The organism is Variovorax sp. GW821-FHT09B01, assembly GCF_059418345.1.
The window spans coordinates 745870-769185 of record NZ_JBWKPQ010000002.1 but is presented as its reverse complement, the minus strand read 5'-3'; the positions used below and the strand labels follow the sequence as shown (position 1 = coordinate 769185).

The window sequence follows — 23316 nt, the reverse complement described above, 5'->3', positions numbered from 1 at the left end:
GGCAGGGCGCCCGTCGCCTCACACCTGCATGTTCATGATGTCGCTGTAGGCCTGCACCATGCGGTTGCGCACGTGCATCGTGGCCTGGAAGCCGATCTGCGCCTTCTGGATCGCGACCATGGTCTGCTCCAGGCTGACGTTCGGGTTCTCGAGCTGAACCTCGCGCTGCAGCGCGCCGGCCTGGTTCTGGGCCGCGCTCACCGACTGCAGCGCGCCCGAGAGCGCGCCGGCGAAGCCGCCGCCGCTGCCCTCGGCGGCCGAGGGCGCGGTGCGCGCCGTGCGCGCGAAAGCCTGCGCCGAGGTGGGCGAAGTCAGCGGTGCGAGTCGGAGGTCCATGGGCACCGATGCTACGGGCGGTGGGCCGAGCGCGATCGCGGGGAAATGGGCAGGAAAGCAGCCCTTTATCGGGCTTATGTGGGACGGGGCCGGCCCGAATAATCGCAGCGAGCACGAAGCGCCTTCCGCGCCGTGCGAACACCCGCACCGCCGAGCCCATGTCCACCGCCGTCGCCGAACTTCCCGCCGCCCAGCCCGCGTCCCTTGCCGCCCCGGCCTGGCAGGGCCGCCTCGCGTCGCTCGACCGGCGCCAGCGCCTGCGGCTGGCGATCGGCGCCGCGCTGCTGGTGGCGCTGGCCGTGGCCGCCATCGTGATGGGCCGCCAGGCCGACTGGCGCGTGCTCTACGCCAACCTCGGCGACAAGGACGGCGGCGCGATCGTCGCCCAGCTGGCCCAGATGAACGTGCCCTACAAGTACACCGAGGGCGGCGGCGCCGTGATGGTGCCGGCCGACAAGGTGCACGACGTGCGCCTGCGCCTGGCCTCGCTGGGCCTGCCCAAGGGCTCGGTGGCCGGCTTCGAGCTGATGGAGAACAACCGCTTCGGCATGACCCAGTTCCAGGAGAAGCTGAGCTTCCAGCGCGGCCTCGAGGGCGAGCTCACGCGCTCGATCCAGGGCCTGGCCTCGGTGCAGAGCGCGCGCGTGCACCTGGCGCTGCCGAACCAGAACGGCTTCTTCCGCGAGCAGCAGAAGCCCTCGGCCTCGGTGCTGCTGACCCTGCACCCGGGCCGCACGCTCGAGCGCAACCAGATCGCGGGCATCGTGCACCTGGTGGCTTCCAGCGTGCCCGAGCTCGCGCCCTCGGCCGTGAGCGTGGTCGACGACAGCGGCAAGCTGCTGTCGCAGACCGGCGACGGCGCCGCGGGCGGCGCGGGTGCCGGCGAGGGCCAGCAGCTGCAGTACGTGCAGCAGATCGAGCAGCAGTACATGCGCCGCATCCTCGACATCCTCGAGCCGGTGGTGGGGCGCCAGAACGTGAAGGCGCAGGTGACGGCCGACGTGGACTTCTCGCAGAGCGAGGCGACCATGGAGGAGCACCGCCCGAACCAGGCGGCCGAGGCCGGCGCCGTGCGCAGCCAGCAGACGGTGGAGACCACCGGCCCCGGCGCGGCCGGCGCCACGCCGCCCGCGGGCGTGCCGGGCGCGACCTCGAACCAGCCGCCCGGCGCCTCGTCGGCCCCGGTCAACGGCCCGGCCGCGGCGCTCGCGCCCACCGGCGCGGCGGCCGCGGGTGCCGCGGCCCAGCGCCCGCCGGGCAAGCGCGAGTCCACCATCAACTACGAGGTCGACAAGACCGTGAAGACCGTGCGCAGCGCCAGCGGCCAGATCCGCCGGCTCAGCGCGGCGGTGGTCGTCAACTACCAGGGCGTGACCGATGCCGCGGGCAAGGTGGTGCCGACCGCGCTGTCGGCGCAGCAGGTCGAGCAGATGACCGCGCTGGTGCGCGAGAGCATCGGCTTCAACAAGGAGCGCGGCGACTCGGTGAACCTGATGAACACGCCGTTTCTGGTCGACGCGCCGGTGCAGGTCGAGCTGCCGCTGTGGAAGCGCCCCGAAACGCTCGAGCTGGCGCGCAGCTTCGCCTGGCCCGTGGGGCTGGTGCTGATCGGCGCGATCGTGCTGCTGGGCATGGTGCGCCCCGGCCTCAAGGCCATGGCCGCGGCCAAGCCGCTGCCCGGCAGCACCACGCCGGCGCTCGGCGGCCCCGCCGCCGGCAGCCAGCTCAACGCGATGGTGGCCGACACGCCCGAGCGTCCCGCGCTCGGCGCGCCCGAGGCGGTGGCCGTGCCCTCGCCGCAGGAGCAGGTGCCCGAGCAGATGCGGCTGGAGGGCGCGCGCCAGATGGCGCGGCAGAACCCGGTGGCGGTGGCGAACATCGTCAAGACCTGGGTCCACGGCTGAGCGGAAACCAGGCAGATGGACGAACAGGGACTCAACGACGCGGCGATCCTCCTGATGTCGCTCGGCGAACAGGAAGCCGGCGAGGTGCTGCGGCACCTGTCGCCGCGCGAGGTGCAGAAGATCGGCGAGACCATCGCCAAGACCCGCGCGGTGTCGCGCGAGCGGCTCGGCGAGGTGGCGGACCGCTTCATCACCGCCACCGCGGGCCAGAGCCTGTTCGCGGCCGACACCGGCGACTACGTGCGCTCGGTGATGCGCCATGCGCTCGGCGAGGAGAAGGCCTCGATCCTGGTCGACCGCATCCTGCAGACCGCCGACCTCAGCGGCATCGAGAACCTCAAGTGGATGGACGCGCCCTCGGTGGCCGAGGTGCTCAAGCTCGAGCATCCGCAGATCGTGGCCGCGATCCTGGTGCACCTGGAGCCCGAGCATGCCTCGGCGATCCTGCTGCAGCTGCCCGACCTGCAGCGCGCCGAGGTGCTGCTGCGCGTGGCCACGCTCGAGGGCATCCAGCCGGCCGCGCTCGAGGACCTCAACGAGGTGATGTTCCGCGTGCTCTCGGGCGGCGCCAAGGTGCGCAAGCCCTCGCTGGGCGGACCGCGCACCGCGGCCGGCATGATCAACCTGCTGGGCAGCGGCGCCGATGCGCAGGCCATCGCGGCGATCCGCAACCACGATGCCGAGCTGGCGCAGCAGATCGCCGACCTGACCTTCGTCTTCGACGACGTGATGAAGCTCGACGACAAGTCGCTGCAGCTGGTGATGAAGGAGATCGCCTCCGAGACGCTGATCGTCGCGCTCAAGGGCGCGGCGCCGCCGCTGCGCGACAAGTTCCTCTCGAACATGTCCTCGCGCGCGGCCGAGGCGCTGCGCGAGGACCTCGAGGCGCGCGGTCCGCTGCGACTGTCGGAGGTCGAGGCGCAGCAGAAGGAAATCCTCAAGGCGCTGCGCCGGCTCGCCGACGAAGGCCAGATCATGCTGGGCGGTGGCGATGGCGGGTTCGTCTGATGGACGCGCGCATGACCGTCGCTGAATCGACCGGAGCCCGCCGATGAGCCGCGGCGCCTTCATCCGCGGCGAGGACGTCGCGCGCTTCGCGCGCTGGCAGTTCGCCGCCGTCGGCGCCGAGGGCAACGTGCTCGGCGGCGTGGTCGATCCCGAGGCGATCGAGGAGGCGCGCCAGCAGGGCCGCGACGAAGGCTATGCGGCCGGCCGCGCGGCCGCGCAGGCCGAGGCGCGCGAACAGATGGAGGTCTACCAGGCCAACGAGGGCCTGGAGGCCGCGCAGCGCGTGGCCGCCTTGCTCGCAAGCGCCGAGGCGCAGCTGGCCGAGGTGCAGCAGGAGCTCGCGCGCGGCACGCTCGAGATCGCCTGCGCGCTCGCGCGCCAGGTGCTGCGCCAGGAGATCGCGACCCGGCCGGCCGTGCTCGAGCCGGTGGTGCGCGAGGCGCTCGCGATGCTCGCGGTCGATGGCAAGGCCAGCGCCGTGCGGCTGTCGCCGGCCGATTTCGAGAGGCTGGGCGTCGCGCTGCGCGCCGAGTTCGAGGGCCAGCCCGTGAGCGTGGTGGCCGACGCGGGCATCGCGCCCGGCGACTGCCTGGTCGAATCGGCCGGCACCGTCATCGATGGCGGCGTGGCCACGCGCTGGTCGCGCGCGGTCGCGGCGCTGGGCCTGGCGATGCCGTGGCAGGACGACGCGGCGCCGAAGGACCCGGATGCGGCTGGCTGACCCGCTCGACTGGCGCCAGTTCATGGCCGATGCGCAGGCGCGGCTGGCGCACGACGCCGGCCTCGAGGCGCGCGGCACGCTGACCCGGCTCACCGGCCTGGTGCTCGAGGCCTCGGGCATCCGCGCGCCCGTGGGCTCGCAGTGCCTGGTGCGCATGGGCAGCCAGCCCGCGGTGCTGGCCGAGGTGGTGGGCTTCTCGAACGACCGCGCCTTCCTGATGCCGGCCGGCGAGGTGCAGGGCCTGTCGAGCGGCGCCAGCGTGGTGCCCGCCGCGCCCTATGTGCCGGTGCCGCGGCTCGGCGAGGCCGATCCCGGCATCGCGCCGCGCGTGGGCGCGCTGCGCCTGCCGCTTGGCGACGGCCTGCTGGGCCGCGTGGTCGATCCGCAGGGCCATGTGCTCGACGACCTGGGCCCCTTGACCGAGGTCAGCGCCGAGCCGCTGGACCGCGCGCCGATCAACGCGATGGACCGCGACCCGGTGCGCGAGCCGCTCGATACCGGCGTGCGCGCGATCAATGCCTTGCTGACCGTCGGCCGTGGCCAGCGCATCGGCCTGTTCGCCGGCTCGGGCGTGGGCAAGAGCGTGCTGCTCGGGATGATGGCGCGCTACACCGCGGCCGACGTGATCGTGGTCGGCCTGATCGGCGAGCGCGGCCGCGAGGTGAAGGAATTCATCGAGGACATCCTCGGCCCCGAGGGCCGCGCGCGCTCGGTGGTGGTGGCGGCGCCGGCCGATTCGCCGCCGCTCTTGCGCATGCAGGGCGCGAGCTATGCCACCGCGGTGGCCGAGCATTTCCGCGACCAGGGGCTGCACGTGCTGCTGCTGATGGATTCGCTCACGCGCTATGCGATGGCGCAGCGCGAGATCGCGCTGGCGATCGGCGAGGCGCCGGCCACCAAGGGCTATCCGCCCTCGTGCTTCGCCAAGCTGCCGCGGCTGGTGGAGCGCAGCGGCAACGGCCTCAACGGCGTGGGCTCGATCACCGCCTTCTACACCGTGCTGTCGGAGGGCGACGACCAGCAGGACCCGATCGCCGACGCGGCGCGCGCCATCCTCGACGGCCACATCGTGCTGTCGCGCGCGCTGGCCGAGGAGGCGCATTTCCCGGCCATCGACATCGAGCAGTCGGCCTCGCGCGTGATGCACAACGTGGCCTCGGCCGGCCACCTCGAGTGCGCGCGCCACTTCCGCGCCATCTATTCGCGCTACCGCAAGAGCCGCGACCTGGTGCGCGTGGGCGCCTATGCCGCGGGCAGCGACCCGGCGCTCGACCAGGCGATCCGGCTGCAGCCCGCGATGACCGCGTTCCTGCAGCAGCGCATGCACGAGAGCGCGCCCTTCGATGTCAGCCTCGGTGGCATGGCCGACGTGCTCGAGGGCCGGCAGCCATGAGCGGCCTGGAGATTGCCGCCGACATGGCGCGCGACCGGCGCGATGCCGCGGTGCAGCTGCTCGCGCAGGCGCGCCAGAAGTGGCTCGCGGGCCAGGTGCAGCTCGACCAGCTCGAGAGCTACGCGCAGGAATGCACCGCGCGCTGGGCCACGCGCTCGCTCAACTGCACGCCCGAGCTGATGCGGCACCACTACCAGTTCATGGAGCGGCTCGATCACGCGATCGCGCTGCAGACCGGCATCGTGCGCGAGCTCGGCCAGGGCGTGGAGCGCGCGGCCGTACCGGTGCGCGAGGCCGAGGCGCGGCTCGAGAGCCTGCGCCAGTTGGTGCAGGCGCGCGAGCGCGAGCTGCAGCTGCAGGCCGACCGGCGCGCGCAGAAGCAGACGGACGAACAGGCGGCGCTGCAGCACCGCCGGCACCAGGAACGCACGGAGGAATGGCGATGAGCGTCGAAGTCGCGCGCACGGGCGCCGATCCCTTGCTGCCCGCGCGTGCGCCGGCCGCGCGCGAACAAGGCGGCGCGGCCGATGCCTTCGACCGGGCGCTCGAGGGCGCGAATGAATCCCAGGCCTCGGAGGCGGCGGAAGCGGCCGGCGAGGAGGGCGCTTCGAGGCCCGTGAAGACACCCACCGCGGGTGCTGTGAAAGAGGACGAGAAGGCCGACGAGGCGCTTGCCGGCGCGCCGGTGCCGGCAACCACGCAGCCGGCCGTCGAGCCCTGGATGCTGCTGGCGCAGGGCGCGTTCGTAAGCCGCGAGGGCAAGGCGGGGGACGCGCCCGTCGCCACGGCCGAGGCCGCTGTCGATGCCGTGAACGGCGCCGGAGCGGGACCGAAGCCCGCCAAGGGCATGCCCGCATTGCCGACGACGCTTGGCACCGCGCAGGACGCCGCTGTCGATGTGCCGGTCGCGCCGGTCGCGCCCGCCGCCAAGCCGAATGGCGCGGCGACCGCGCGCAGCACGGCGCAGCGCCTGGCGAACCTGGCGGCGGCCGATGCCGCGGCCGCGCCGCAGCGCACCGCGCCGTCGCAGGCCCTGCCGCCGAAGGAAGAACTCGCGGCCGCCTCGCTGTCCGCGCAGGCGCGAACGATCCAGGCCGCGGTGACGGAAACCGTCGCCACCGTGGCCACGCCGCGCCGCGCCGAGCGAAGCACCGAGCGCGGCAGCGCCACCGGCACGCTCGCCGATCCCGGCAGCGCGACCGTGGGCACGTCCTCCTCCGCCTCGGCATCGTCGGCCTGGATGGCGCCCGTGGATGCTGCGTCCGCCGCGGCCTCGGCCGGTGGCGCCGTGCTCGCCGACCGCATGACCGAGCAGGTCAGCTGGTGGCTGGCGCAGAAGTCGCAGGGCGCCGATGTCTCGCTCGAGCTCGCGCCGGGCCAGACCGTGTCGTTCAGCGTGCAGGTGCAGGGCAACGAGGCGCAGATCGCGTTCCGCAGCGACCAGCCCGAGGTGCGCCAGATGCTGGGCCAGGCCGCGGCGCAGCTCAAGGACCTGTTCGGGCAGGAGGGGCTGCTGCTGTCGGGCGTGACCGTGGATGCGCAGTCCGCGGGCACGCAGCAGCGCGGCGAGGGCGAAGGGCGGCCCGATGCGCGCGGCCTGGTGCGCGGCGTCGCGCGGCTCGGTGCGGCCTCCGCCTCGGCGCCCGCGCCGGCCGTTGCGCGTGCGCCGCTGCCGGCGGGGCGCGCGCTCGATCTGTACGTCTGAGCGGTTTTCCCCCCTTTTTTCCGCCCCTTCCCGCGGCCCTCGCGATCGAATAATCGACCGCACGAGGACGGCGATGGCCGCCGTCCGTGCCCCCAAGGAAACCCACCGTGTCCGCCAAAGCCGCCGACTCCGCCACGGCCACCGCCGCGCCGCCGCCCAAGGGCCGGATGAAGCTCGTCCTGGGCATCGTCGTCGCCGTGCTGCTGGCTGGCGGCGCGGCCGCGGGCGGTACCTGGTTCTTCCTCAACAAGACCGGCGCCGCGGCACCGGCCGCCGCCGCCGATGCGGAACCCGAGCCCGATGCCAAGCATGCGGACGCCACCTACCTCGCGCTCGAGAACCTGATCGTGAACCTGGCCGACCCGGGCGGCGAGCGCGTCGCGCAGATCGGCATGACGCTCGACGTGCGGGACGAGAAGACCGCCGCGCGCCTGAAGACGCTGATGCCCGTGGTGCGCAGCCGGATGCTGATGCTGGTGTCGCAGCGCACCTCCGAGGAACTGCTCAAGCGCGACGGCAAGGAGAAGCTGGCCGAGGACGTGATGATCGAGGTGACGCGCGTGCTCAACCCCGACGCGGCGCGCGCCGTCGACGACGAGGCGCCGCGTGCGCGCAAGCCGCGCGCGAACGGCCCGGTGCGCGGCGTGCTGTTCTCCAGCTTCATCGTGCAGTGAGCCCGAAGCGCCCATGAGCAGCAGCGAACAGGACACCGAGCCCGCGCCCGAGGCGGCGGCCCCCACCGACACCGCCGAGCGCATGGCCGACGCGGCCGCGCGCGACTACGACATCACGGCCGGCGAGGAGCGGCTGGTGCGCCGCCCCATGCCCACGCTCGACGTGGTGCACGACCGTTTCGCGCGCAACCTGCGCCAGGGCCTGTTCCAGCTCGTGAGCCGCAGCGCCGACATCGCGATCGAGCCGGTGCAGCTGCTGCGCTTCTCCGATTTCCTCGGCGCCTTGCCGCTGCCGTCCAACTTCAACATCGTGGCGATGCCGCCGCTGCGCGGCCGCGCGCTGGTGGTCTGCGAGGCCACGCTGATCTCGGCGCTGGTCGATGCGCTGTACGGCGGCTCGGGCACGGTGCATGCGCCGATCGAGGGCCGCGACTTCTCGCCGACCGAGCAGCGCGTGATCCAGCGCGCGCTCGGCGCGATCTGCCATGCCTACAACAGCGCCTGGCAGGACGTGTACCCGCTCAAGCTGGTGCCCGATCGCTCCGAGACCCACGTGCAGTTCGTCGACGTGGCCGCGCCCGGCGACACGGTGCTGGTCAACCTGATCAAGGTCAGCGTGGCGGGCGTCACGGGCCACATCCACGTCTGCCTGCCGTACGCCTCGCTGGAGCCGATCCGCTCGGTGCTCTACGGCGCGCAGCAGGCGCGCGAGATGGCCGAGGACCGGCGCTGGGTGACCATGCTCACGCGCGAGATCCAGGCCGCCGAGGTCACGCTGGTGGCCGAGCTGGCCCATCCCGAGGTCACGGTGGCGCAGCTCATGAGCATGAAGCCCGGCGACTTCATCCAGTTCGACCGCCTGCCGCAGCTGGTGGCCTCGGTCGAGGGCGCCCCCGTCTTCATCTGCCACTACGGCACCCACAACGCGCGCTACGCCTTGCGCATCGACGAATGCCTGCGCGGCGACGACCCGCACTGGCTTGGAGGTTCACATGTCCACTGATCAAGCCACCCCAGACAACGCGGCCGGCGGCTGGGCCGAGGCGCTCGAGGAAGTGCCCGCGGGCGCCGCCGCTTCGGGCGCGGCGCCGCTGCAGGACATCCAGCGCGTGCTCGACATCCCGGTGCAGCTCTCGGTGGAGCTGGGCCGCAAGAAGGTGCCGATCAAGCAGATCCTGCAGCTCGGCCAGGGCTCGATCGTGGAGCTCGACACGCTCGCGAGCGAGCCGATGGACGTGCTGGTCAACGGCTACCTCGTCGCCCAGGGCGAGGTGGTGGTGGTCAACAACAAGTTCGGCATCCGGCTGACCGACGTGGTCGCGCCGGCCGAGCGGCTGCGCCGGCTCAACCGGGTCTGAGGCGGCTTTTCCTCCGTTTGCCTTCATGACGCAGAGCCTGCTCACCATCGTCGTCTTCATCGGCCTGATCTGCGCCGTGCCCTTCGTGCTGCGCCGCCTGCAGCAGCGCCGCGGGCTCGGTCCGGCCGGCGCGGGCGGTTCCGCCTCGCGCCTGCTGTCGGCGGTGGCGGTCGGGCCGCAGCAGCGCGTGGTGACGGTCGAGGTCGGCCCCGAGGGCGCGCGGACCTGGCTGGTGCTGGGCGTGACCGGCCAGTCGATCACCTGCCTGCACACGCTGCCGGCCGCGTCTTCCGAGGTGCCGCATGCGCAACTGCCGCGCTAAGGCCCTCGCGGCCCTCGCGCTGCTCGCGCCCGCATTCGCCTTCGCGCAGGAGGCCGGCGGCCAGCTGCCGCTGCTGGTGGGCTCGGGCAGCGGCGGCACCAGCTTCTCGGTGCCGGTGCAGACCTTGCTGTTCTTCACCGCGCTGTCGTTCCTGCCGGCCATCGTGCTGATGATGACGGGCTTCACGCGCATCGTGATCGTGCTGTCGCTGCTGCGCCAGGCGCTGGGCACGCAATCGGCGCCGCCCAATCAGGTGATCATCGGCCTGTCGTTGTTCCTCACGGTGTTCGTGATGGGCCCCACGCTGGACCGCGTCTACGACGAGGCCTACAAGCCCTACAGCACCAATGCGATCGGCTTCGAGGAGGCGCTCAAGCGCGCCGAGACGCCGATGCGGCAGTTCATGCTCAAGCAGACGCGCCAGAGCGACTTCGCGCTGTTCGCGCGGCTGGCCAAGCTGCCGGCCGACGTCAAGGCCGAGACCGCGCCGATGCGCGTGCTGATCCCGGCCTTCGCCACCAGTGAGCTCAAGTCGGCGTTCCAGATCGGCTTCATGATCTTCATCCCGTTCCTGGTGATCGACATCGTGGTCTCGAGCGTGCTGATGTCGCTCGGCATGATGATGCTGTCGCCGGTGTTGGTCGCGCTGCCGTTCAAGCTCATGCTGTTCGTGCTCGCGGACGGCTGGAACCTGTTGATCGGCTCGCTTGCCGCGAGCTTCGCCACATGAACGCCCAGATGGTCCTGACCATGGGGCAGGAGGCGCTGGTCATGCTCCTGACCGTCTCGCTGCCCGTGCTGCTGGTGGTGCTGGTCGTGGGCCTGGTCGTGAGCATCTTCCAGGCCATCACGCAGATCAACGAGGCCACGCTGGCCTTCGTGCCCAAGCTGGTGGCGGCGGTGGCGGTGTTCGCGCTGGCCGGGCCGTGGATGCTCGCCACGCTGGTCGACTACATCCGCCGCGTGATCGAGTCGATTCCGCAGATGGTGCTGTAGCGCGCCTTCTTCTTTTTCCGTGCTGACCTTCACCGAAGCCCAGCTCATGGCCTGGGTCACGCCCGTGCTGTGGCCCTTCCTGCGCGTGCTGGGCGTGTTCACCACCGCACCGGTCTTCTCCTCGCGTGCCTTTCCGGTGCGCGCGCGCATCGGGCTGGCCTTCATGGTCGCGCTGTGCGCGCAGGCCACGCTGGACACGCCGCCGATGATCGGCCTCAACGACGCCGCGATGCTCGGCACGCTGGTGCAGCAGGTGGGCATCGGCATGGCGATCGGCTTCTCGGTGCGCATGGTGTTCGCGGCGGTGGAGTTCGCGGGCGAGCTGGTCGGGCTGCAGATGGGCCTGAACTTCGCCTCCTTCTTCGATCCCGTGAGCAGCGGCCAGACCAGCGCCGTGTCGCGCTTCTTCGGCAATATCGCGGTGCTGTTCTTCGTGGTGATCAACGGCCACCTCACGGTGCTGATGGCGGTGATCCGCAGCTTCGAGGCCTTCCCGGTCGGCGGCAGCCTGCTGCAGGCGCTGGCGCGCACGCGCATGCACGAGCTGGGCACCGACCTGTTCGCGAGCGCGATGTGGATCGCGCTGCCGATGATCGGTCTCCTGCTGTTCGTCAACTTCACGCTGGGCATCGTCTCGCGCGTGGCGCCGCAGATGAACATCTACGCCATCGGCTTCCCGGTCACGCTGACCGCAGGGCTGGCCGGCATCGCGCTGGTGCTGCCGATGATGGAGCAGCCGCTGCTCGCGCTGATGGAACGCATGATCACGACCGCCGCGGGCGGCCGCTGAGTCAGCCCAGTCGCTGCTGCAACAGGTCGAGCGCTTCCTCGGCCGTGCGCGCGATGCGGATCGAGCAGGCCAGCATCAGGTTGAGCGGCAGCTCGAAGCCCTCGACCGCCATGCCACTGGCGTCGCGCAGCGTGCCGTCGGCATCGCGCCGCGTGGGCAGCGCGGATTCGACGCGCGCCGCATAGCTGCCCTCGGGAATGCCATAGCCCACCACCGGCAGGCCCAGCGCGATCGCCACCCCGACCTCGAACACCGTGCCCGAATCGGGCTCGGTGCCGCGGAACGGCGACAGGTCGGCGATCACGCCCGAGGCGCGGCGCAGCAGCGCCATGTTGGTGTCGTAGATCGCCTGCGCGACCTCGGCCGGCGGCGTGGCCGGACCGCTCGCGTCCTCGGCCGGCGGCAGCGCCTCGAGGCCGCGTGCCTCGCAGGCCTCGACCAGGCGCTGCAGGCGCGCCGTGGCATCGGCGCTGAAGACATCGGGGCCGGCGAGGTAGACGCGCCGCACGCGGTCGGAAGGAGCGTTCATGGGCCGAGTATGCGGCGGCATGGCGCGCGTGTGCGTAGGGCGATGCGCCCTGGCATATCGCCGCGGACGAAAAAAAGCCCGGACGAACCGGGCCAAGACTGCTCGCAGGAATGCGCGCCGTGCCGCTTTACTTGGCGGGCGAAGGCAGCGTGATCTCGAAGGTGATGCCGCCGTTGCTCGAGCCGCTGGTGCCGCGCTGCGAGCTGAAGTACAGGCGCGTGCCGTCGGGCGAGAGGGCGGGGCCGGTGACTTCGCTGTCGTCGTGGCCCACGAGGCGCATCAGCGGCTGGGAGGTGCCGGCTTCGATGCGCAGCACGCCGATCTCGAGGTTTCCCGCGTCCTCGGCCACGAGGATGTCGCCGAGCGCCGAGATCGTCAGGTTGTCGGGCTCGTCGATCGAATGCGTGGCCGGGTCCTTGTCCTTGCCGTCGTAGATCACCTCGAGCGTCTGGTTCAGCGTGTCGTAGGCCCAGATGCGGGCATTGAACGAGGTCACGAAATAGACGATGCCGTTGAAGAACCAGATGCCCTCGGCCTTGGTGAAGATGGCGCCGGGCGGCGTGAGGCCGCCGGTGCGCATGGCGCTGCGCACGCCGGCCTGCGCCTTCTCGGGATTGATCACGTCGAGCCATTCCACGGGCTGGGGCGTGCCGTAGTCCTTGAGCTTGGCGTAGTCGGGCGCGGCGAGGTCCACGTCGTTCACGATGCCCTTGACCTTGAGCACTTCGAGCCGGCCGCTCTTCATGGCGGGACGCGCCGCGCCCTCGGGCCAGTCGCTGGCGTCGCAGACGAAGCGGTAGACGCGGCCGCCCGAGGCGTCCTCGGTCAGGTAGAGCGTCTTGTGGACCGGGTCCACGCAAACGGCTTCGTGCGCATAGAGGCCGAGCGCGGGCAGGCTGGGCGCGCTGTTGGCATCGACCCAGGGCTTGGCGGGATCGCATTCCCACACCATGCCGCTCGAATGTTCCTCGCACGAGAGCCAGGTGCCCCAGGGCGTGGGGCCGCCGGCGCAGTTGGTGGAGGTGTTCTTGAGCACCGCGTACGAATCGACGACCACGCCGTTCTTGTCGAAGCGCAGCGCGCCGACGCCGCCGTTCTTGCTGCCGACTTCCGAATTGCTCAGGTAGATCCAGCCGCCGTCGGGGCCCGGATAGACCGCGCCGCCATCGGGCGCGCCGTGCCATGCATAGCTGCCCGCGGCCGCGGTGCCCGAGCGCGCGACGATGCGCGAGCTGAAGCCCTTGGGCAGCATCACGCCGTTGGCGTCGGCGGCCTGCAGCGCGGAGAACTCGGCGAACGGGCTCTTCTTCACGGGCGGTGCCGGCGGCGGTGCGGGCGGCTCGCCCGCGGGCGGCGGGCTCGGCGGCAGGGCGCCGATCGGCGGGAAGGCCACGCCGTCGCCGCCACCGCCGCAGGCGGCGAGGAAGGCGGGCAGCGTGACGGCACCGGCGGTGGCGAAGCTCTGGCGCAGGAAGGCGCGGCGCTGGGGCAGGTCGAGGGGAATCGCGGGGAAGGCTTTTGTCATGTTCTTTGCATCGTGAAGTCAGGTCGCGGTCAGGGAGGACCGGGCGCGATTCTTCGGGGGTGCGATGGCAGAACGATGACGCTGGACGCGAGGCGTCGCGGAAAAAAAACAGCCCGCACGAGGCGGGCTGGAAGGTGACCTGCGGAGGAGGGAGGATCAGAGGTACAGGTCACAGGGAGAGCCCTTAATGTGCTCCGCGAACCTGCATGCAACCTGACCGCGGGCGCCGTTTCGCATTCCTGGAGGGATGCTCATCCTGCGCTCATTCTTCTCGCCGCGGCGCTCGACTCAGTCCTCGTCTTCCCACTTGCCGATGACCGTGCCCAGCACGGTGAACGCGAGCCGGATCGGTTCGTGCGCGGGATTGAGCGGCTGCAGCCAGCGCCGGCCGTCCTCCTGCTTGAAGGCCTTGAAGGTGACTTCGCCGCTGGCGTCGAGCCTCGCGATGATGCGTTCGCCGTCCATGGGCTGCACGCGCTGCGGGTCGACGAAGATGATCGCGTCGGCGGGATAGCTCTTCAGGTGGCCGCTGGGCGCGGTCATGCTGTCTCCGCGCACGCGCAGCGCATAGGCCAGCTCGCTGTGGCGGCTCACGCAGGGAATCCACATCTCGGCCGGCACCGGTTGCGGTGGCGGCGCGGGCGGCAGCTTGCCCTTGCGCAGCTCGCGCACGTTCAGTGGCAACGGGGGCGGAGCCGGCGGTGGCGGTTCGGGGATGGTGGGGCCGGTCCAGGTGGCGGCCTGTTCCCAACTGATCAGCGGCACGGTACCGGGCGTGCCGGGGCGATAGAAAGGGATCGGCGGCGGTACGCGGGTCACGCGGTAGGAGCCGTCGGGTTCGCCCGTGATGTTGGCCGAGCGCGGCAGGGCGGCCTCTTCCCAGGGGGCGCGCCCTCCGCCCGTGGCCAGCCACACCGGATCGCAGCGATAGGCGAGAGCAAGCTGCAGCAAGCCCGAAGGGCGCAGGGTCTCGCCGCGTTCGATCTTCGAAATGTCCGATTGCCGGACCCCCGATTTGTCCTCGGCTGCCCTTTGCGTCATGTCGGCGTAGAGGCGAGCCGCCAGTGCTCGTGCGGCTAGGGAGTCTTCCATAGCCGCAGATTTAATCCCGAGAGAATATTCTATATCGACTCTAGAATAAGCGAAAGGGAGTCAGCCATGAAGCCACAAGAGCTCGTACTGGCGCTGCGCGCCATGGGACTTACGCAGAAGCAGATCCAGAAACGGACCGGCATTCCGCAACCCACCATCAGCAAGATCGGACGCTACGGCGAGCGCGACGTGATGCTGCGCACCTACGACGCGCTGCTCGCCGCCTACGAACAGCAGCTTAAGGAAGGACCGGTGGCGCCAGGGCCGGGCCGGGGCCGGCCATTGTCGCGCAGCGCGCCGGCCGAGAACGCGGCCTCCGAATCGGCACCCGCGACCCCAGCCTCAGCGTCCGCGCCGGCGCCGGCGCCGGCCAGGTCGGGCAGCTCGTCCCGCCGCCGACCGGCGGCCCCGGTGGTGCTGCGGCCCTTCCCGCGCGGCCCGCTGCCCTGGCCCGCGATGCACCGCGATTGAGCCATGCGCCGCGAAGCCGCGCCGGGCCTCGAGTTCGAGGGCGCGCTGCGCGGGCTGCTGATGCTGGTGTCGGTGGCCGTGATCTGCGTGGGCTTGCAGGCCGGCGACACGCTGGCGCTGGGCTTGGGCGGCTTCGGCCTGGCGGTTGGCGTGGCCCTGGCGCTGACCACGCCCGACCGCGAATCGCTCAGGCGGACGCGGGCGCTTCGGCGGGCGGCAGCGCGAGCGCGGTGCGCACGCGCACGCAATCCTTGATGTGCTGTTCACCCAGGGCGCGCAGCGCGGCATAGCCGAGGGCGGCCGACACCACCTGCCCGGCGATCGGCACGTACTTGGTGGCCTGCTTGGCCGTGAGCCGCATGCCGGCATGGCGCGCGAGCTTGAGCAGCAGCTCGCGCGTGACCAGCCGGCCGACCAGCAGCGCGCCGACGGTGGTGGCGGCCTTCTGCACGCGCTCGCGCTGGTGCGTGCCGAGGCGGTCGATCTGGGTCACCGAGAGCCCGAATTCGGCGCTGATCTGCGGCACCAGCCGCGAGAGCAGGGCGGCATCGGCCATCCAGTCGACACCCGGCAGCGGCACGGCACTGGCGGCCGCGGCCATCAGCGCCTTGCGTCCGAGCAGGCGCCGGCTGCGCAGGATGGCGGCGATCAGCTTCTCGTCGCCCTGGGCCAGTTCGATGGCGGATGGCATGCGGTGCACCTCCCGGGTGTTCGTCGGATGGATGGGGATCTTCCGATAGATGGTCCGCCCGGGCGGTGGTTCAAGGCCTGCAGGCGTTACTGGCGTTACAGGCGTCTCCGGCCCGTCACGCGCTCAGGGCTTCCAGCTGGTCCGACAGCGCGAGCCAGCGCTCCTCGAGCTGGCCGATCTCGTCGTTGAGCGCCTTGAGCCGCTTGCCGGCGTCGGCGATCTCGGCCGGCGGCAGCGGCTCGGCCAGCCGGGCCTCGAGCGCGCTGCGCTCGGTGCCGGCCGCGGCCATGCGCTCGTCGATCTTCGAGAGCTCGCGCTTCAGTGGCTTGGCCTGCTCGCTGCGCTGCTGGCGCTCCTGGGCGTCCTGCTTGCGCTGCTGCGGGTTGCGCGACGAGGCCGCGGGCGACGAGGCGGACGACACGGGCGCCGGTGCCGGCGCGGGCGCGGGCGCCGCCACCGGTGCCGGGGCAGGGGCCGCGGCCGATGCCGCCGCCGCGTTCGCCACCTTGGCCTCCTCGCGCAGCCGCTTGGCCTCGTCGAGCAGGTAGCGCTGATAGTCGTCGAGGTCGCCGTCGAAGTCGCCGACCACGCCGCGGCCCACGAGCCAGAACTCGTCGCAGACCGAGCGCAGCAGCGCGCGGTCGTGGCTCACGAGCATCAGCGTGCCCTCGAACTCGTTGAGCGCCACGGCCAGGGCCTCGCGCGTGGCGAGGTCCAGGTGGTTGGTGGGCTCGTCGAGCAGCAGCAGGTTGGGCCGTTGCCAGACCATCATCGCGAGCACCAGCCGCGCCTTCTCGCCGCCGCTCATGGTGCCCACGGGCTGCTTCACCATGTCGCCGCTGAAGTTGAAGCTGCCGAGGTAGCCGCGCAGCGCCTGTTCGCCGGTGGCTTCCTTCACGCTGCTGCCGAGTTCGCGCGCCATGCGCACCATGTGCTCGAGCGGGTTGCTCTCGGGGTGCAGCACGTCGAGTTCCTGCTGCGCGAAGTAGCCGATGTTCAGGCCCTTGCCCTCGGTGACCTGGCCGGCCAGCGCGCCCATCTCGCGCGCGATGGTCTTCACCAGCGTCGACTTGCCCTGGCCGTTGGCGCCCAGGATGCCGATGCGCTGGCCCGCGAGCACCGAGCGGTTGACGCCGCGCAGGATGGTCTTGGGCTCCTCGTTCTCTATCTCGTAGCCGAAGCTCGCGTTGCTGATCGACAGCATCGGGTTCGGGATGTTGCCCGGCTCCTTGAACTCGAAGCTGAAGTCGGCCTCGGCCAGCAGCGGCGCCACGCGTTCCATGCGCTCGAGCGCCTTCACGCGGCTCTGGGCCTGCTTGGCCTTGCTGGCCTTGGCCTTGAAGCGGTCGATGAACTTCTGCAGGTGGGCGATCTTGTCCTGCTGCTTGGTGAAGGCCTGCTGCTGCTGCTCCATCTGCAGCGCGCGCATGTCCTCGAACTTGCTGTAGTTGCCGCCGTAGCGCGTGAGCTGGGCATTGGCGATGTGCAGGGTCACGTCGGTCACGGCGTCGAGGAACTCGCGGTCGTGGCTGATGACGATCATGGTGCCAGCGTAGCGCTGCAGCCAGGCTTCGAGCCAGACCAGGGCGTCGAGGTCCAGGTGGTTGGTGGGTTCGTCGAGCAGCAGCAGGTCGCTCGGGCACATCAGCGCGCGCGCGAGCTGCAGCCGCATGCGCCAGCCGCCCGAGAAGCTGTTGACCGGCGCGTCGAGCTCGTGCGCCTTGAAGCCCAGGCCCAGGATCAGCGCCTGCGCGCGCGGCACGGCATCGTGCTCGCCGGCATCGGCCAGGTCGGTGTAGGCATGCGCGAGCGCCATGCCCGCGTCGGCGTCGTCGGGATCGGCCTCGTGCGCGGTCTCGGCCAGCGCGAGCGCCTCGCGCAGCTCGACCAGGCGGGTGTCGCCGCCGACCACGAAGTCGGTGGCCGACTCCTCGGTCTCGGGCATGTTCTGCGCGACCTGCGCCATGCGCCACTGCTTGGGCACGGAGAAATCGCCGCCGTCCTCGTGCAGGGTGCCGTTGAGCAGCGCGAACAGGGTGGACTTGCCCGCGCCGTTGCGGCCCACCAGGCCGACCTTCTCGCCGGGGTTGAGGGTGACGGTGGCGCCGTCGAGCAGGACCTTGGCGCTGCGGCGAAGAATGACGTTCTTGAGAGTGATCATGAGAGAGGAACCGTGGGGGCGATTATCCCGCCCGGCCCTTGCGTCTTGGCGACAAGGGACAAAGGCGCGGAAAACCAGCCCGAAAACCGGGATTCGCGGCCGATGGCTGCGAGAAGAAGGTGGAAGGGGTTGCGGTCGAGCGCAGCTAACGCACGCCGGCGCCGGCCCTCATGGCGGCGTGAGCGCCGCCAGCGCGGCGCGGGTGGCGAGCAGCACCTGGTCGTCGCCGGCCGAGGTTTCGAGCCACACCACCTCGAGCTGCGGAAACGCCGCCTCGAAGTGCTCGCGCTCGTTGCCGATCTCCAGCACCAGCACCGCGTGCTCGCTCATGCGCGCGGGCGCGTCGGCGAACAGCCGGCGCACGAAATCCATGCCGTCGGTGCCGCCGGCCAGCGCCAGCTCGGGCTCGGCGCGGTATTCGGCGGGCAGGGCGGACATGCTTTGGCTGTTGACGTAGGGCGGGTTGCACAGCACCAGGTCGTAGGGGCCGGGCGTGGCCGCGAGGCCGTCGGATTCGATCAGCGTCACGCGCGCATCGAGCGCATGGCGCGTGACGTTGATCGCGGCCACCTCGAGCGCCGCCACCGACAGGTCGGCGGCGTCCACCCTCACCTCGGGATAGGTCAGCGCGGCGAGCACCGCGAGGCTGCCGTTGCCGGTGCACAGGTCGAGCACGCGCTGCGTGTGCTCGCCGAGCCAGTAGTCGATGGAGCCGTCGGCGATCAGCTCGGCGATGAAGCTGCGCGGCACGATGGCGCGCTCGTCGACATAGAAGGACACGCCCTGCAGCCAGGCTTCCTTCGTGAGGTAGGCGGCGGGCTTGCGGCTCGCGATGCGCTCGGCGACCAGCGCCTCGACCTTGGCCGCGTCGGCCGGTGCCACCGGCGTGTCGGCCACGGCATCGAGTTCGTCGAGCGGCAGCTTGAGGCGCCACAGCACCAGCCAGGCCGCTTCGTCGAAGGCATTGGCCGTGCCATGGCCGAAGGCCACGCCGGCCTGTTCGAGTTGCTCGGCGCCGGCTTCGATCAGCGCGATGACGGTCTTCATGCCGCGAGGGCAGCGTCGAGCTGCTTCAGGGTGCGCAGGTAGATGTTCTTCAGCGTCTCGATCTCGGCCACCTCGATGTGCTCGTCGATCTTGTGGATGCTGGCATTCACCGGGCCGAGCTCGACCACCTGCGGGCAGACCTTGGCGATGAAGCGCGCGTCGCTGGTGCCGCCGCTGGTCGACAGCTCGGTCTCGATGCCGGTCTCGTCGCGGATCGCGCCCTGCACGGCCGCGACCAGTTCGCCCGGCGTGGTCAGGAAGGGCAGGCCGCCGACGGTCCAGGCCAGCGTGCAGTCGACGCCATGCGCGTCGAGCACGGCCTGCACGCGCTGCTGCAGCGCCTGCGGCGTGGACTCGGTCGAGAAACGGAAGTTGAAGTCGATCACCGCGCTGCCCGGGATCACGTTGCTCGCGCCGGTGCCCGCGTGGAAGTTGCTGATCTGCCAGCTCGTGGGCTGGAACCAGGCATTGCCGGCGTCCCAGCCGCCGGCCGCGTTGATCGCGACCAGCTCGGCCAGCGCGGGCGCCACCGCATGCACCGGGTTCTTCGCGAGGTGCGGGTAGGCGATGTGGCCCTGCACGCCCTTGACCGTGAGCTTGCCGCTCATGGTGCCGCGGCGGCCGTTCTTGATCATGTCGCCGCAGCGCTCGACGGCCGTGGGCTCGCCGACGATGCAGTAGTCGAGCTTCTCGCCGCGCGCGGCCAGCGCGTTGCACACCACCACGGTGCCGTCGACGCCCGGGCCTTCCTCGTCGCTGGTGAGCAGCAGCGCCAGCGTCAGGCGCGGATCGGGCACGGCCTGCAGGAATTCCTCGATCGAGACCACGAAGGCAGCCACCGAGGTCTTCATGTCGCAGGCGCCGCGGCCATAGAGCTTGCCGTCGCGGTGCGTGGGCGTGAACGGGTGGCTGGTCCACTGCTCCACGGGGCCGGTGGGCACCACGTCGGTGTGGCCCGCGAACACCAGCGTCTTCGTGGCGGCCGAGGCGTCGGCCGGGCGGCGCACCGCCCACAGGTTGGTGACCCGGAAGTCCGCCGGACCGCTCTCGATGGTCTCGAGCGCGAAGCCCAGCCGCGCGAGCCGCTCGCCCAGGATCTGTTGGCAGCCCGCGTCGTCGGGGGTGACGGAAGGGCGCGAGATCAGTTGTTCGGCGAGCTGGAGCGTGCGGGACATCGGGGGGGCGGTTCTCAGAATTTCACGTCGAGCGTGATGTCGGTGAAGGTGGGCTCGTCGAGCTGGTCGGTCAGGTGCCGCTCGTCGGCCTGGGGCTTGGGCGCCTGGCGGTTCTGCAGGCGCCACATGAGGTTGGTGGGCGAATCGGCATGCGCTAGTCCTTCCTCGCGGGTGATGCGCTCCTCGATCACGAGGCGCGCGATGTCTTCCTCGAAGGTCTGCGAGCCTTCGGCCATGGATTTCTCCATCGCTTCCTTGACGCCCGAGAAGTCGCCTTTCTCGATCAGCTCGGCCACCAGCGCGGTGTTGAGCATGACCTCGAGCGCCGGCACGCGCGCGCCCTGGGGCGTTCGCAGCAGCCGCTGCGAGACGACGGCGCGCAGCGCCGAGCCCAGGTCGCCCAGCAGCGTGGGGCGCACCTCGACCGGGAAGAAGCTCAGCACGCGGTTGAGCGCGCGGTAGCTGTTGTTGGCATGCAGCGTGGCCACGCACAGGTGGCCCGACTGCGCATAGGCGATGGCCGCCGTCATGGTCTCGCGGTCGCGGATCTCGCCGATCTGGATCACGTCGGGCGCCTGGCGCAGCGCGTTCTTCAGCGCCGTCTGCAGCGACTGCGTGTCGCTGCCCACCTCGCGCTGGTTCACCAGCGAGCGCTTGTTGGTGTAGGTGAACTCGATCGGTTCCTCGACCGTGAGGATGTGGCCGCTGGCGTGCTCGTTGCGGTAGTCGAGCATCGAGGCCAGCGTGGTGGTCTTGCCGGCGCCGGTGGCGCCCACCATCAGGATCAGCCCGCGCTTCTCCATGATGAGCGTCTTCAGGATGTCGGGCAGGTTGAGCTCGTCGAAGCCCGGGATGACCGAGGCGATGTGCCGCACCACCACCGCGTAGGTGCCGCGCTGGCGCATCGCGCTGATGCGGAAGTTGCCCGCGCCCTCGATGCCCACCGCCATGTTGAGCTCGCCGTTGGCCTCGAGCTCCTGGATGCGCGCGGGCGGCACCACCTCGGCCAGCAGCGCGAGCGGCGCGGCCGGCGGCAGCACCTGCGCATTGATCGGCACGCAGACGCCGTTGATGCGGATCTGCACCGGGGAGTGCGCCGACAGGTAGATGTCGGAGGCCTTGCGCTCGGCCATCAGCCGAAGAATCCGCTCCATCATGTTCATCGTCGCTCTCCTTCTCCTCGGTCGTTCGGCGGTGCCGTCGTGGCACTCTTGGTGGGACAGGAAAAAGGCGGCCCCCTTCGGCCGCCGTTCGATCAGTCGCGCAGCAGGTCGTTGAGGCTGGTCTTCGAGCGCGTCTGCGCGTCGACCGTCTTCACGATGATCGCGGCGTAGGTGCTGTAGTCCTGGCCGGTCTTGGTCTTCTTGGGCAGGTTGCCGCTGATCACCACGCTGCCGCTGGGCACGCGGCCGTACGAGATCTCGCCGGTGTCGCGGTTGAAGATCGGGGTGCTCTGGCCGATGTAGACGCCCATGCCGAGCACCGAGTTCTCTTCCACGATCACGCCTTCGACCACTTCGGAGCGCGCGCCGATGAAGCAGTTGTCCTCGATGATGGTCGGGTTGGCCTGCAGCGGTTCGAGCACGCCGCCCAGGCCCACGCCGCCCGACAGGTGCACGTTGGCGCCGACCTGCGCGCACGAGCCCACGGTGGCCCAGGTGTCGACCATCGAGCCTTCGCCCACGTAGGCGCCGATGTTCACGTACGAGGGCATCAGGATCGCGCCCTTGGCGATGAAGCTGCCGCGGCGGGCCACGGCCGGCGGCACGATGCGCACGCCCGAGTCCTTGAGCTCGCTGGCCGACAGGTGCGAGAACTTGGTCGGCACCTTGTCGTAGAAGCCGAGCGAACCGGCCTGGATCTGCTCGTTGTCCTTGAGGCGGAACGACAGCAGCACGGCCTTCTTGATCCACTGGTGCACCGTCCACTGGCCCACGCCCTGGCGCGTGGCCACGCGCAGCTTGCCGTTGTTGAGTTCGGTGATCACGTGCTCGACGGCATCGCGCACCTCGGCCGAAGCGGCGGTGGCGGAGATGTTGGCGCGGTCTTCCCACGCGGCGTCGATGATTTGTTGCAGTTGCTGGGTCATGAGGACTCTCGGATGAAGAAGCGAAAAATCGGAGGCGGGGAGAGGCAGGATCAGCGGCCGCCCTGCACGAAGCGCACGATGCGCTCGGCCGCCTCGACGCACTCGGCGGTCTCGGCCACCAGCGCCATGCGGATGCGGCCCTTGCCCGGGTTGACGGGGGCGCCGCCCTGCGGGCCGTGCGTGTCGCGTGCCAGATAGCTCCCCGGCAAAACCGTGACATTGTATTGAGCGTAAAGCGCGCGGGCGAAGCCTTCGTCGTCGCCGGCCCACACTTCGGGCACGCCGGCCCAGAGGTAGAAGCTGGCGTCGGGCAGGCGCACGTCGAGCACCGGCTCGAGCAGCGGCGTGACGGCCGCGAACTTGGCGCGGTACATCGCGCGGTTGTGCACCACGTGTTCCTCGTCGCCCCAGGCGGCGATGCTGGCCGCGGCCACGATGCCGCTCATGGCGCTGCCGTGGTAGGTGCGGTAGAGCAGGAATTTCTTGAGGATGTCCGCATCGCCCGCGACGAAGCCGCTGCGCAGGCCCGGCACGTTGCTGCGCTTGGACAGCGAGGTCAGCGCGACCAGGTTCTTGAAGTCGCCGCGGCCGAGCCTGGCGGCCGCTTCCAGCCCGCCGAGCGGCGGCTCGTCGCGGAAGTAGATCTCGCTGTAGCACTCGTCGGAGGCGATCACGAAGCCATGGCGCTCCGACAGCTCGAACAGCTTGCGCCATTCGTCGAGCGGCATCACGGCGCCGGTCGGGTTGCCGGGCGAGCAGACGAACACCAGCTGGGTGCGCTGCCAGATCGCCTCGGGCACGCTGTCCCAGTCGACGGCGAAGTTGCGCGCGGGCACGCTGGGCGCGTAATACGGCTCGGCGCCCGAGAGGAAGGCCGCGCCCTCGTAGATTTGATAGAAGGGATTGGGCGAGATCACGACCGGCGGATGGTCGCGGTCGCTGGCGTCGATCACGGTCTGGGCCAGCGAGAACAGCGCCTCGCGCGAGCCGTTGACCGGCAGCACCTGGGTCGAGGGGTCGAGCAGCAGGCCGTAGCGGCGCTCGATCCAATCCATGAAGGCGACGCGCAGCTTGCCTTCGCCGTGCGTGGGCGGGTAGGCGGCCAATGCGCCCAGGCTGCCGCTCAGCGCCTGCTTAATGAATTCGGGCGTGGCGTGCTTGGGTTCGCCGATACCGAGGCTGATGGGCTTCAGGTCGGGGTTCGGCGTGACGCCGGCGAACAGCTGCTTCAGCCGTTCGAAGGGATAGGGCTGGAGCCTGGAAAGCAGGGGATTCATGGGGCGAGATTATCGGCGACACGGGCAGCCGCCGCCCCGGCCGGGCCCGGCG

General features: G+C 70.8%; 26 protein-coding genes. 15 read left to right on the top strand and 11 right to left on the bottom strand.

Going from position 1 to position 23316, the window contains the following annotated elements:
* Positions 1–18 precede the first annotated feature (18 nt).
* Entirely contained in the window at positions 19–336 is a 318-nt protein-coding gene (gene fliE, locus AC07RV_RS10620) for a flagellar hook-basal body complex protein FliE (RefSeq protein ID WP_203205913.1), read from the bottom strand.
* A 158-nt stretch (positions 337–494) separates the two neighbouring features.
* On the opposite strand from fliE, the gene fliF reads away from it, so the two are divergent.
* The 13 genes from fliF (at position 495) to fliR (ending at position 11207) form a co-directional block, all read left to right on the top strand.
* Entirely contained in the window at positions 495–2240 is a 1746-nt protein-coding gene (fliF, locus tag AC07RV_RS10615; RefSeq protein WP_296787782.1) for a flagellar basal-body MS-ring/collar protein FliF, read from the top strand.
* A gap of 15 nt (positions 2241–2255) precedes the next feature.
* Positions 2256–3248, top strand: coding sequence for a flagellar motor switch protein FliG (gene fliG / locus AC07RV_RS10610; protein ID WP_057591764.1), 993 nt, complete (start codon positions 2256–2258; stop codon positions 3246–3248).
* Between the two features lie 43 nt (positions 3249–3291).
* The gene (locus AC07RV_RS10605; protein ID WP_296787783.1) at positions 3292–3969 is read left to right on the top strand and encodes a FliH/SctL family protein; all 678 of its coding nucleotides are present in this window, start codon (positions 3292–3294) and stop codon (positions 3967–3969) included.
* A complete protein-coding gene (gene fliI, locus AC07RV_RS10600) occupies positions 3956–5362 on the top strand; it encodes a flagellar protein export ATPase FliI (protein ID WP_093341679.1) in 1407 nt (468 codons plus the stop codon). Before AC07RV_RS10605 ends, fliI begins: the two co-directional genes overlap by 14 nt.
* Positions 5359–5808, top strand: a complete 450-nt coding sequence (locus AC07RV_RS10595) for a flagellar export protein FliJ (RefSeq protein ID WP_093341681.1) — start codon at positions 5359–5361, stop codon at positions 5806–5808. The genes fliI and AC07RV_RS10595 overlap by 4 nt, the downstream gene beginning before the upstream one ends.
* Entirely contained in the window at positions 5805–7067 is a 1263-nt protein-coding gene (locus tag AC07RV_RS10590; RefSeq protein WP_296787785.1) for a flagellar hook-length control protein FliK, read from the top strand. Before AC07RV_RS10595 ends, AC07RV_RS10590 begins: the two co-directional genes overlap by 4 nt.
* A gap of 107 nt (positions 7068–7174) precedes the next feature.
* Positions 7175–7741: a flagellar basal body-associated FliL family protein gene (locus AC07RV_RS10585; RefSeq protein WP_296787787.1), complete on the top strand. Its 567-nt coding sequence runs from the start codon at positions 7175–7177 to the stop codon at positions 7739–7741.
* Between the two features lie 13 nt (positions 7742–7754).
* Positions 7755–8744, top strand: a complete 990-nt coding sequence (gene fliM / locus AC07RV_RS10580) for a flagellar motor switch protein FliM (RefSeq protein ID WP_296787788.1) — start codon at positions 7755–7757, stop codon at positions 8742–8744.
* Positions 8734–9099: a flagellar motor switch protein FliN gene (fliN, locus tag AC07RV_RS10575; RefSeq protein ID WP_093341686.1), complete on the top strand. Its 366-nt coding sequence runs from the start codon at positions 8734–8736 to the stop codon at positions 9097–9099. The genes fliM and fliN overlap by 11 nt, the downstream gene beginning before the upstream one ends.
* A 25-nt stretch (positions 9100–9124) precedes the next feature.
* Entirely contained in the window at positions 9125–9421 is a 297-nt protein-coding gene (locus AC07RV_RS10570) for a FliO/MopB family protein (protein ID WP_093341687.1), read from the top strand.
* On the top strand, positions 9402–10151 hold the full coding sequence (fliP, locus tag AC07RV_RS10565) for a flagellar type III secretion system pore protein FliP (RefSeq protein ID WP_296787790.1): 750 nt from the start codon (positions 9402–9404) through the stop codon (positions 10149–10151). The genes AC07RV_RS10570 and fliP overlap by 20 nt, the downstream gene beginning before the upstream one ends.
* The gene (gene fliQ / locus AC07RV_RS10560; protein ID WP_057591754.1) at positions 10148–10417 is read left to right on the top strand and encodes a flagellar biosynthesis protein FliQ; all 270 of its coding nucleotides are present in this window, start codon (positions 10148–10150) and stop codon (positions 10415–10417) included. The genes fliP and fliQ overlap by 4 nt, the downstream gene beginning before the upstream one ends.
* 19 nt (positions 10418–10436) lie before the next feature.
* Positions 10437–11207 (top strand): flagellar biosynthetic protein FliR, encoded by a 771-nt coding sequence (gene fliR / locus AC07RV_RS10555; protein ID WP_057591753.1) that lies wholly within the window; start codon positions 10437–10439, stop codon positions 11205–11207.
* Position 11208: 1 nt separating this feature from the next.
* Here the strand turns inward: fliR and AC07RV_RS10550 are convergent, their stop codons facing one another.
* The 3 genes from AC07RV_RS10550 to AC07RV_RS10540 all read right to left on the bottom strand — a co-directional run bounded on the left by AC07RV_RS10550 (position 11209) and on the right by AC07RV_RS10540 (position 14302).
* Positions 11209–11736, bottom strand: a complete 528-nt coding sequence (locus tag AC07RV_RS10550; protein WP_296787792.1) for a nucleoside 2-deoxyribosyltransferase — start codon at positions 11734–11736, stop codon at positions 11209–11211.
* A 127-nt stretch (positions 11737–11863) separates the two neighbouring features.
* Positions 11864–13261, bottom strand: a complete 1398-nt coding sequence (locus tag AC07RV_RS10545) for an alkaline phosphatase PhoX (protein WP_296787794.1) — start codon at positions 13259–13261, stop codon at positions 11864–11866.
* A gap of 288 nt (positions 13262–13549) precedes the next feature.
* Entirely contained in the window at positions 13550–14302 is a 753-nt protein-coding gene (locus AC07RV_RS10540; protein WP_492715350.1) for a S24 family peptidase, read from the bottom strand.
* Between the two features lie 117 nt (positions 14303–14419).
* On the opposite strand from AC07RV_RS10540, the gene AC07RV_RS10535 reads away from it, so the two are divergent.
* Positions 14420–14824, top strand: coding sequence for a helix-turn-helix domain-containing protein (locus tag AC07RV_RS10535; RefSeq protein ID WP_296787798.1), 405 nt, complete (start codon positions 14420–14422; stop codon positions 14822–14824).
* 3 nt (positions 14825–14827) lie between these two features.
* The gene (locus tag AC07RV_RS10530) at positions 14828–15079 is read left to right on the top strand and encodes a hypothetical protein (RefSeq protein WP_492715348.1); all 252 of its coding nucleotides are present in this window, start codon (positions 14828–14830) and stop codon (positions 15077–15079) included.
* On the opposite strand, the gene AC07RV_RS10525 is transcribed toward AC07RV_RS10530, so the two are convergent.
* From AC07RV_RS10525 to dapC, 7 genes are all read right to left on the bottom strand, one after another.
* Positions 15012–15515, bottom strand: coding sequence for a hypothetical protein (locus tag AC07RV_RS10525; protein ID WP_093341697.1), 504 nt, complete (start codon positions 15513–15515; stop codon positions 15012–15014). The genes AC07RV_RS10530 and AC07RV_RS10525 overlap by 68 nt on opposite strands.
* A 115-nt stretch (positions 15516–15630) precedes the next feature.
* Positions 15631–17676, bottom strand: coding sequence for an ABC-F family ATP-binding cassette domain-containing protein (locus AC07RV_RS10520; protein WP_296787800.1), 2046 nt, complete (start codon positions 17674–17676; stop codon positions 15631–15633).
* Between the two features lie 168 nt (positions 17677–17844).
* Entirely contained in the window at positions 17845–18723 is an 879-nt protein-coding gene (gene prmB / locus AC07RV_RS10515) for a 50S ribosomal protein L3 N(5)-glutamine methyltransferase (RefSeq protein ID WP_296787802.1), read from the bottom strand.
* Positions 18720–19898 carry a succinyl-diaminopimelate desuccinylase gene (gene dapE / locus AC07RV_RS10510; protein ID WP_208507889.1) on the bottom strand — a complete coding sequence of 393 codons (1179 nt, stop codon included), beginning with the start codon at positions 19896–19898 and terminating at the stop codon, positions 18720–18722. The genes prmB and dapE overlap by 4 nt, the downstream gene beginning before the upstream one ends.
* 14 nt (positions 19899–19912) lie before the next feature.
* Positions 19913–21061: a PilT/PilU family type 4a pilus ATPase gene (locus tag AC07RV_RS10505; protein WP_093341704.1), complete on the bottom strand. Its 1149-nt coding sequence runs from the start codon at positions 21059–21061 to the stop codon at positions 19913–19915.
* A gap of 92 nt (positions 21062–21153) precedes the next feature.
* Positions 21154–21987, bottom strand: coding sequence for a 2,3,4,5-tetrahydropyridine-2,6-dicarboxylate N-succinyltransferase (dapD, locus tag AC07RV_RS10500; RefSeq protein WP_208507891.1), 834 nt, complete (start codon positions 21985–21987; stop codon positions 21154–21156).
* Between the two features lie 50 nt (positions 21988–22037).
* Positions 22038–23264, bottom strand: a complete 1227-nt coding sequence (dapC, locus tag AC07RV_RS10495) for a succinyldiaminopimelate transaminase (RefSeq protein WP_296787806.1) — start codon at positions 23262–23264, stop codon at positions 22038–22040.
* Positions 23265–23316: the final 52 nt, after the last annotated feature.

What these genes read in the sequence shown, in the direction of transcription:
- AC07RV_RS10550 (WP_296787792.1), bottom strand. Translation starts at nt 11,736, where the DNA reads ATGAACGCTCCTTCCGACCGCGTGCGGCGCGTCTACCTCGCCGGCCCC.
- AC07RV_RS10505 (WP_093341704.1), bottom strand. Translation starts at nt 21,061, where the DNA reads ATGAACATGATGGAGCGGATTCTTCGGCTGATGGCCGAGCGCAAGGCC.
- fliE (WP_203205913.1), bottom strand. Translation starts at nt 336, where the DNA reads ATGGACCTCCGACTCGCACCGCTGACTTCGCCCACCTCGGCGCAGGCT.
- fliI (WP_093341679.1), top strand. Translation starts at nt 3,956, where the DNA reads ATGCGGCTGGCTGACCCGCTCGACTGGCGCCAGTTCATGGCCGATGCG.
- AC07RV_RS10590 (WP_296787785.1), top strand. Translation starts at nt 5,805, where the DNA reads ATGAGCGTCGAAGTCGCGCGCACGGGCGCCGATCCCTTGCTGCCCGCG.
- dapE (WP_208507889.1), bottom strand. Translation starts at nt 19,898, where the DNA reads ATGTCCCGCACGCTCCAGCTCGCCGAACAACTGATCTCGCGCCCTTCC.
- fliN (WP_093341686.1), top strand. Translation starts at nt 8,734, where the DNA reads ATGTCCACTGATCAAGCCACCCCAGACAACGCGGCCGGCGGCTGGGCC.
- fliF (WP_296787782.1), top strand. Translation starts at nt 495, where the DNA reads ATGTCCACCGCCGTCGCCGAACTTCCCGCCGCCCAGCCCGCGTCCCTT.
- AC07RV_RS10605 (WP_296787783.1), top strand. Translation starts at nt 3,292, where the DNA reads ATGAGCCGCGGCGCCTTCATCCGCGGCGAGGACGTCGCGCGCTTCGCG.
- dapC (WP_296787806.1), bottom strand. Translation starts at nt 23,264, where the DNA reads ATGAATCCCCTGCTTTCCAGGCTCCAGCCCTATCCCTTCGAACGGCTG.
- AC07RV_RS10520 (WP_296787800.1), bottom strand. Translation starts at nt 17,676, where the DNA reads ATGATCACTCTCAAGAACGTCATTCTTCGCCGCAGCGCCAAGGTCCTG.
- AC07RV_RS10525 (WP_093341697.1), bottom strand. Translation starts at nt 15,515, where the DNA reads ATGCCATCCGCCATCGAACTGGCCCAGGGCGACGAGAAGCTGATCGCC.
- fliP (WP_296787790.1), top strand. Translation starts at nt 9,402, where the DNA reads ATGCGCAACTGCCGCGCTAAGGCCCTCGCGGCCCTCGCGCTGCTCGCG.
- fliQ (WP_057591754.1), top strand. Translation starts at nt 10,148, where the DNA reads ATGAACGCCCAGATGGTCCTGACCATGGGGCAGGAGGCGCTGGTCATG.
- AC07RV_RS10595 (WP_093341681.1), top strand. Translation starts at nt 5,359, where the DNA reads ATGAGCGGCCTGGAGATTGCCGCCGACATGGCGCGCGACCGGCGCGAT.
- AC07RV_RS10545 (WP_296787794.1), bottom strand. Translation starts at nt 13,261, where the DNA reads ATGACAAAAGCCTTCCCCGCGATTCCCCTCGACCTGCCCCAGCGCCGC.
- AC07RV_RS10535 (WP_296787798.1), top strand. Translation starts at nt 14,420, where the DNA reads ATGAAGCCACAAGAGCTCGTACTGGCGCTGCGCGCCATGGGACTTACG.
- AC07RV_RS10570 (WP_093341687.1), top strand. Translation starts at nt 9,125, where the DNA reads ATGACGCAGAGCCTGCTCACCATCGTCGTCTTCATCGGCCTGATCTGC.
- fliM (WP_296787788.1), top strand. Translation starts at nt 7,755, where the DNA reads ATGAGCAGCAGCGAACAGGACACCGAGCCCGCGCCCGAGGCGGCGGCC.
- fliG (WP_057591764.1), top strand. Translation starts at nt 2,256, where the DNA reads ATGGACGAACAGGGACTCAACGACGCGGCGATCCTCCTGATGTCGCTC.
- AC07RV_RS10540 (WP_492715350.1), bottom strand. Translation starts at nt 14,302, where the DNA reads ATGACGCAAAGGGCAGCCGAGGACAAATCGGGGGTCCGGCAATCGGAC.
- prmB (WP_296787802.1), bottom strand. Translation starts at nt 18,723, where the DNA reads ATGAAGACCGTCATCGCGCTGATCGAAGCCGGCGCCGAGCAACTCGAA.
- AC07RV_RS10530 (WP_492715348.1), top strand. Translation starts at nt 14,828, where the DNA reads ATGCGCCGCGAAGCCGCGCCGGGCCTCGAGTTCGAGGGCGCGCTGCGC.
- dapD (WP_208507891.1), bottom strand. Translation starts at nt 21,987, where the DNA reads ATGACCCAGCAACTGCAACAAATCATCGACGCCGCGTGGGAAGACCGC.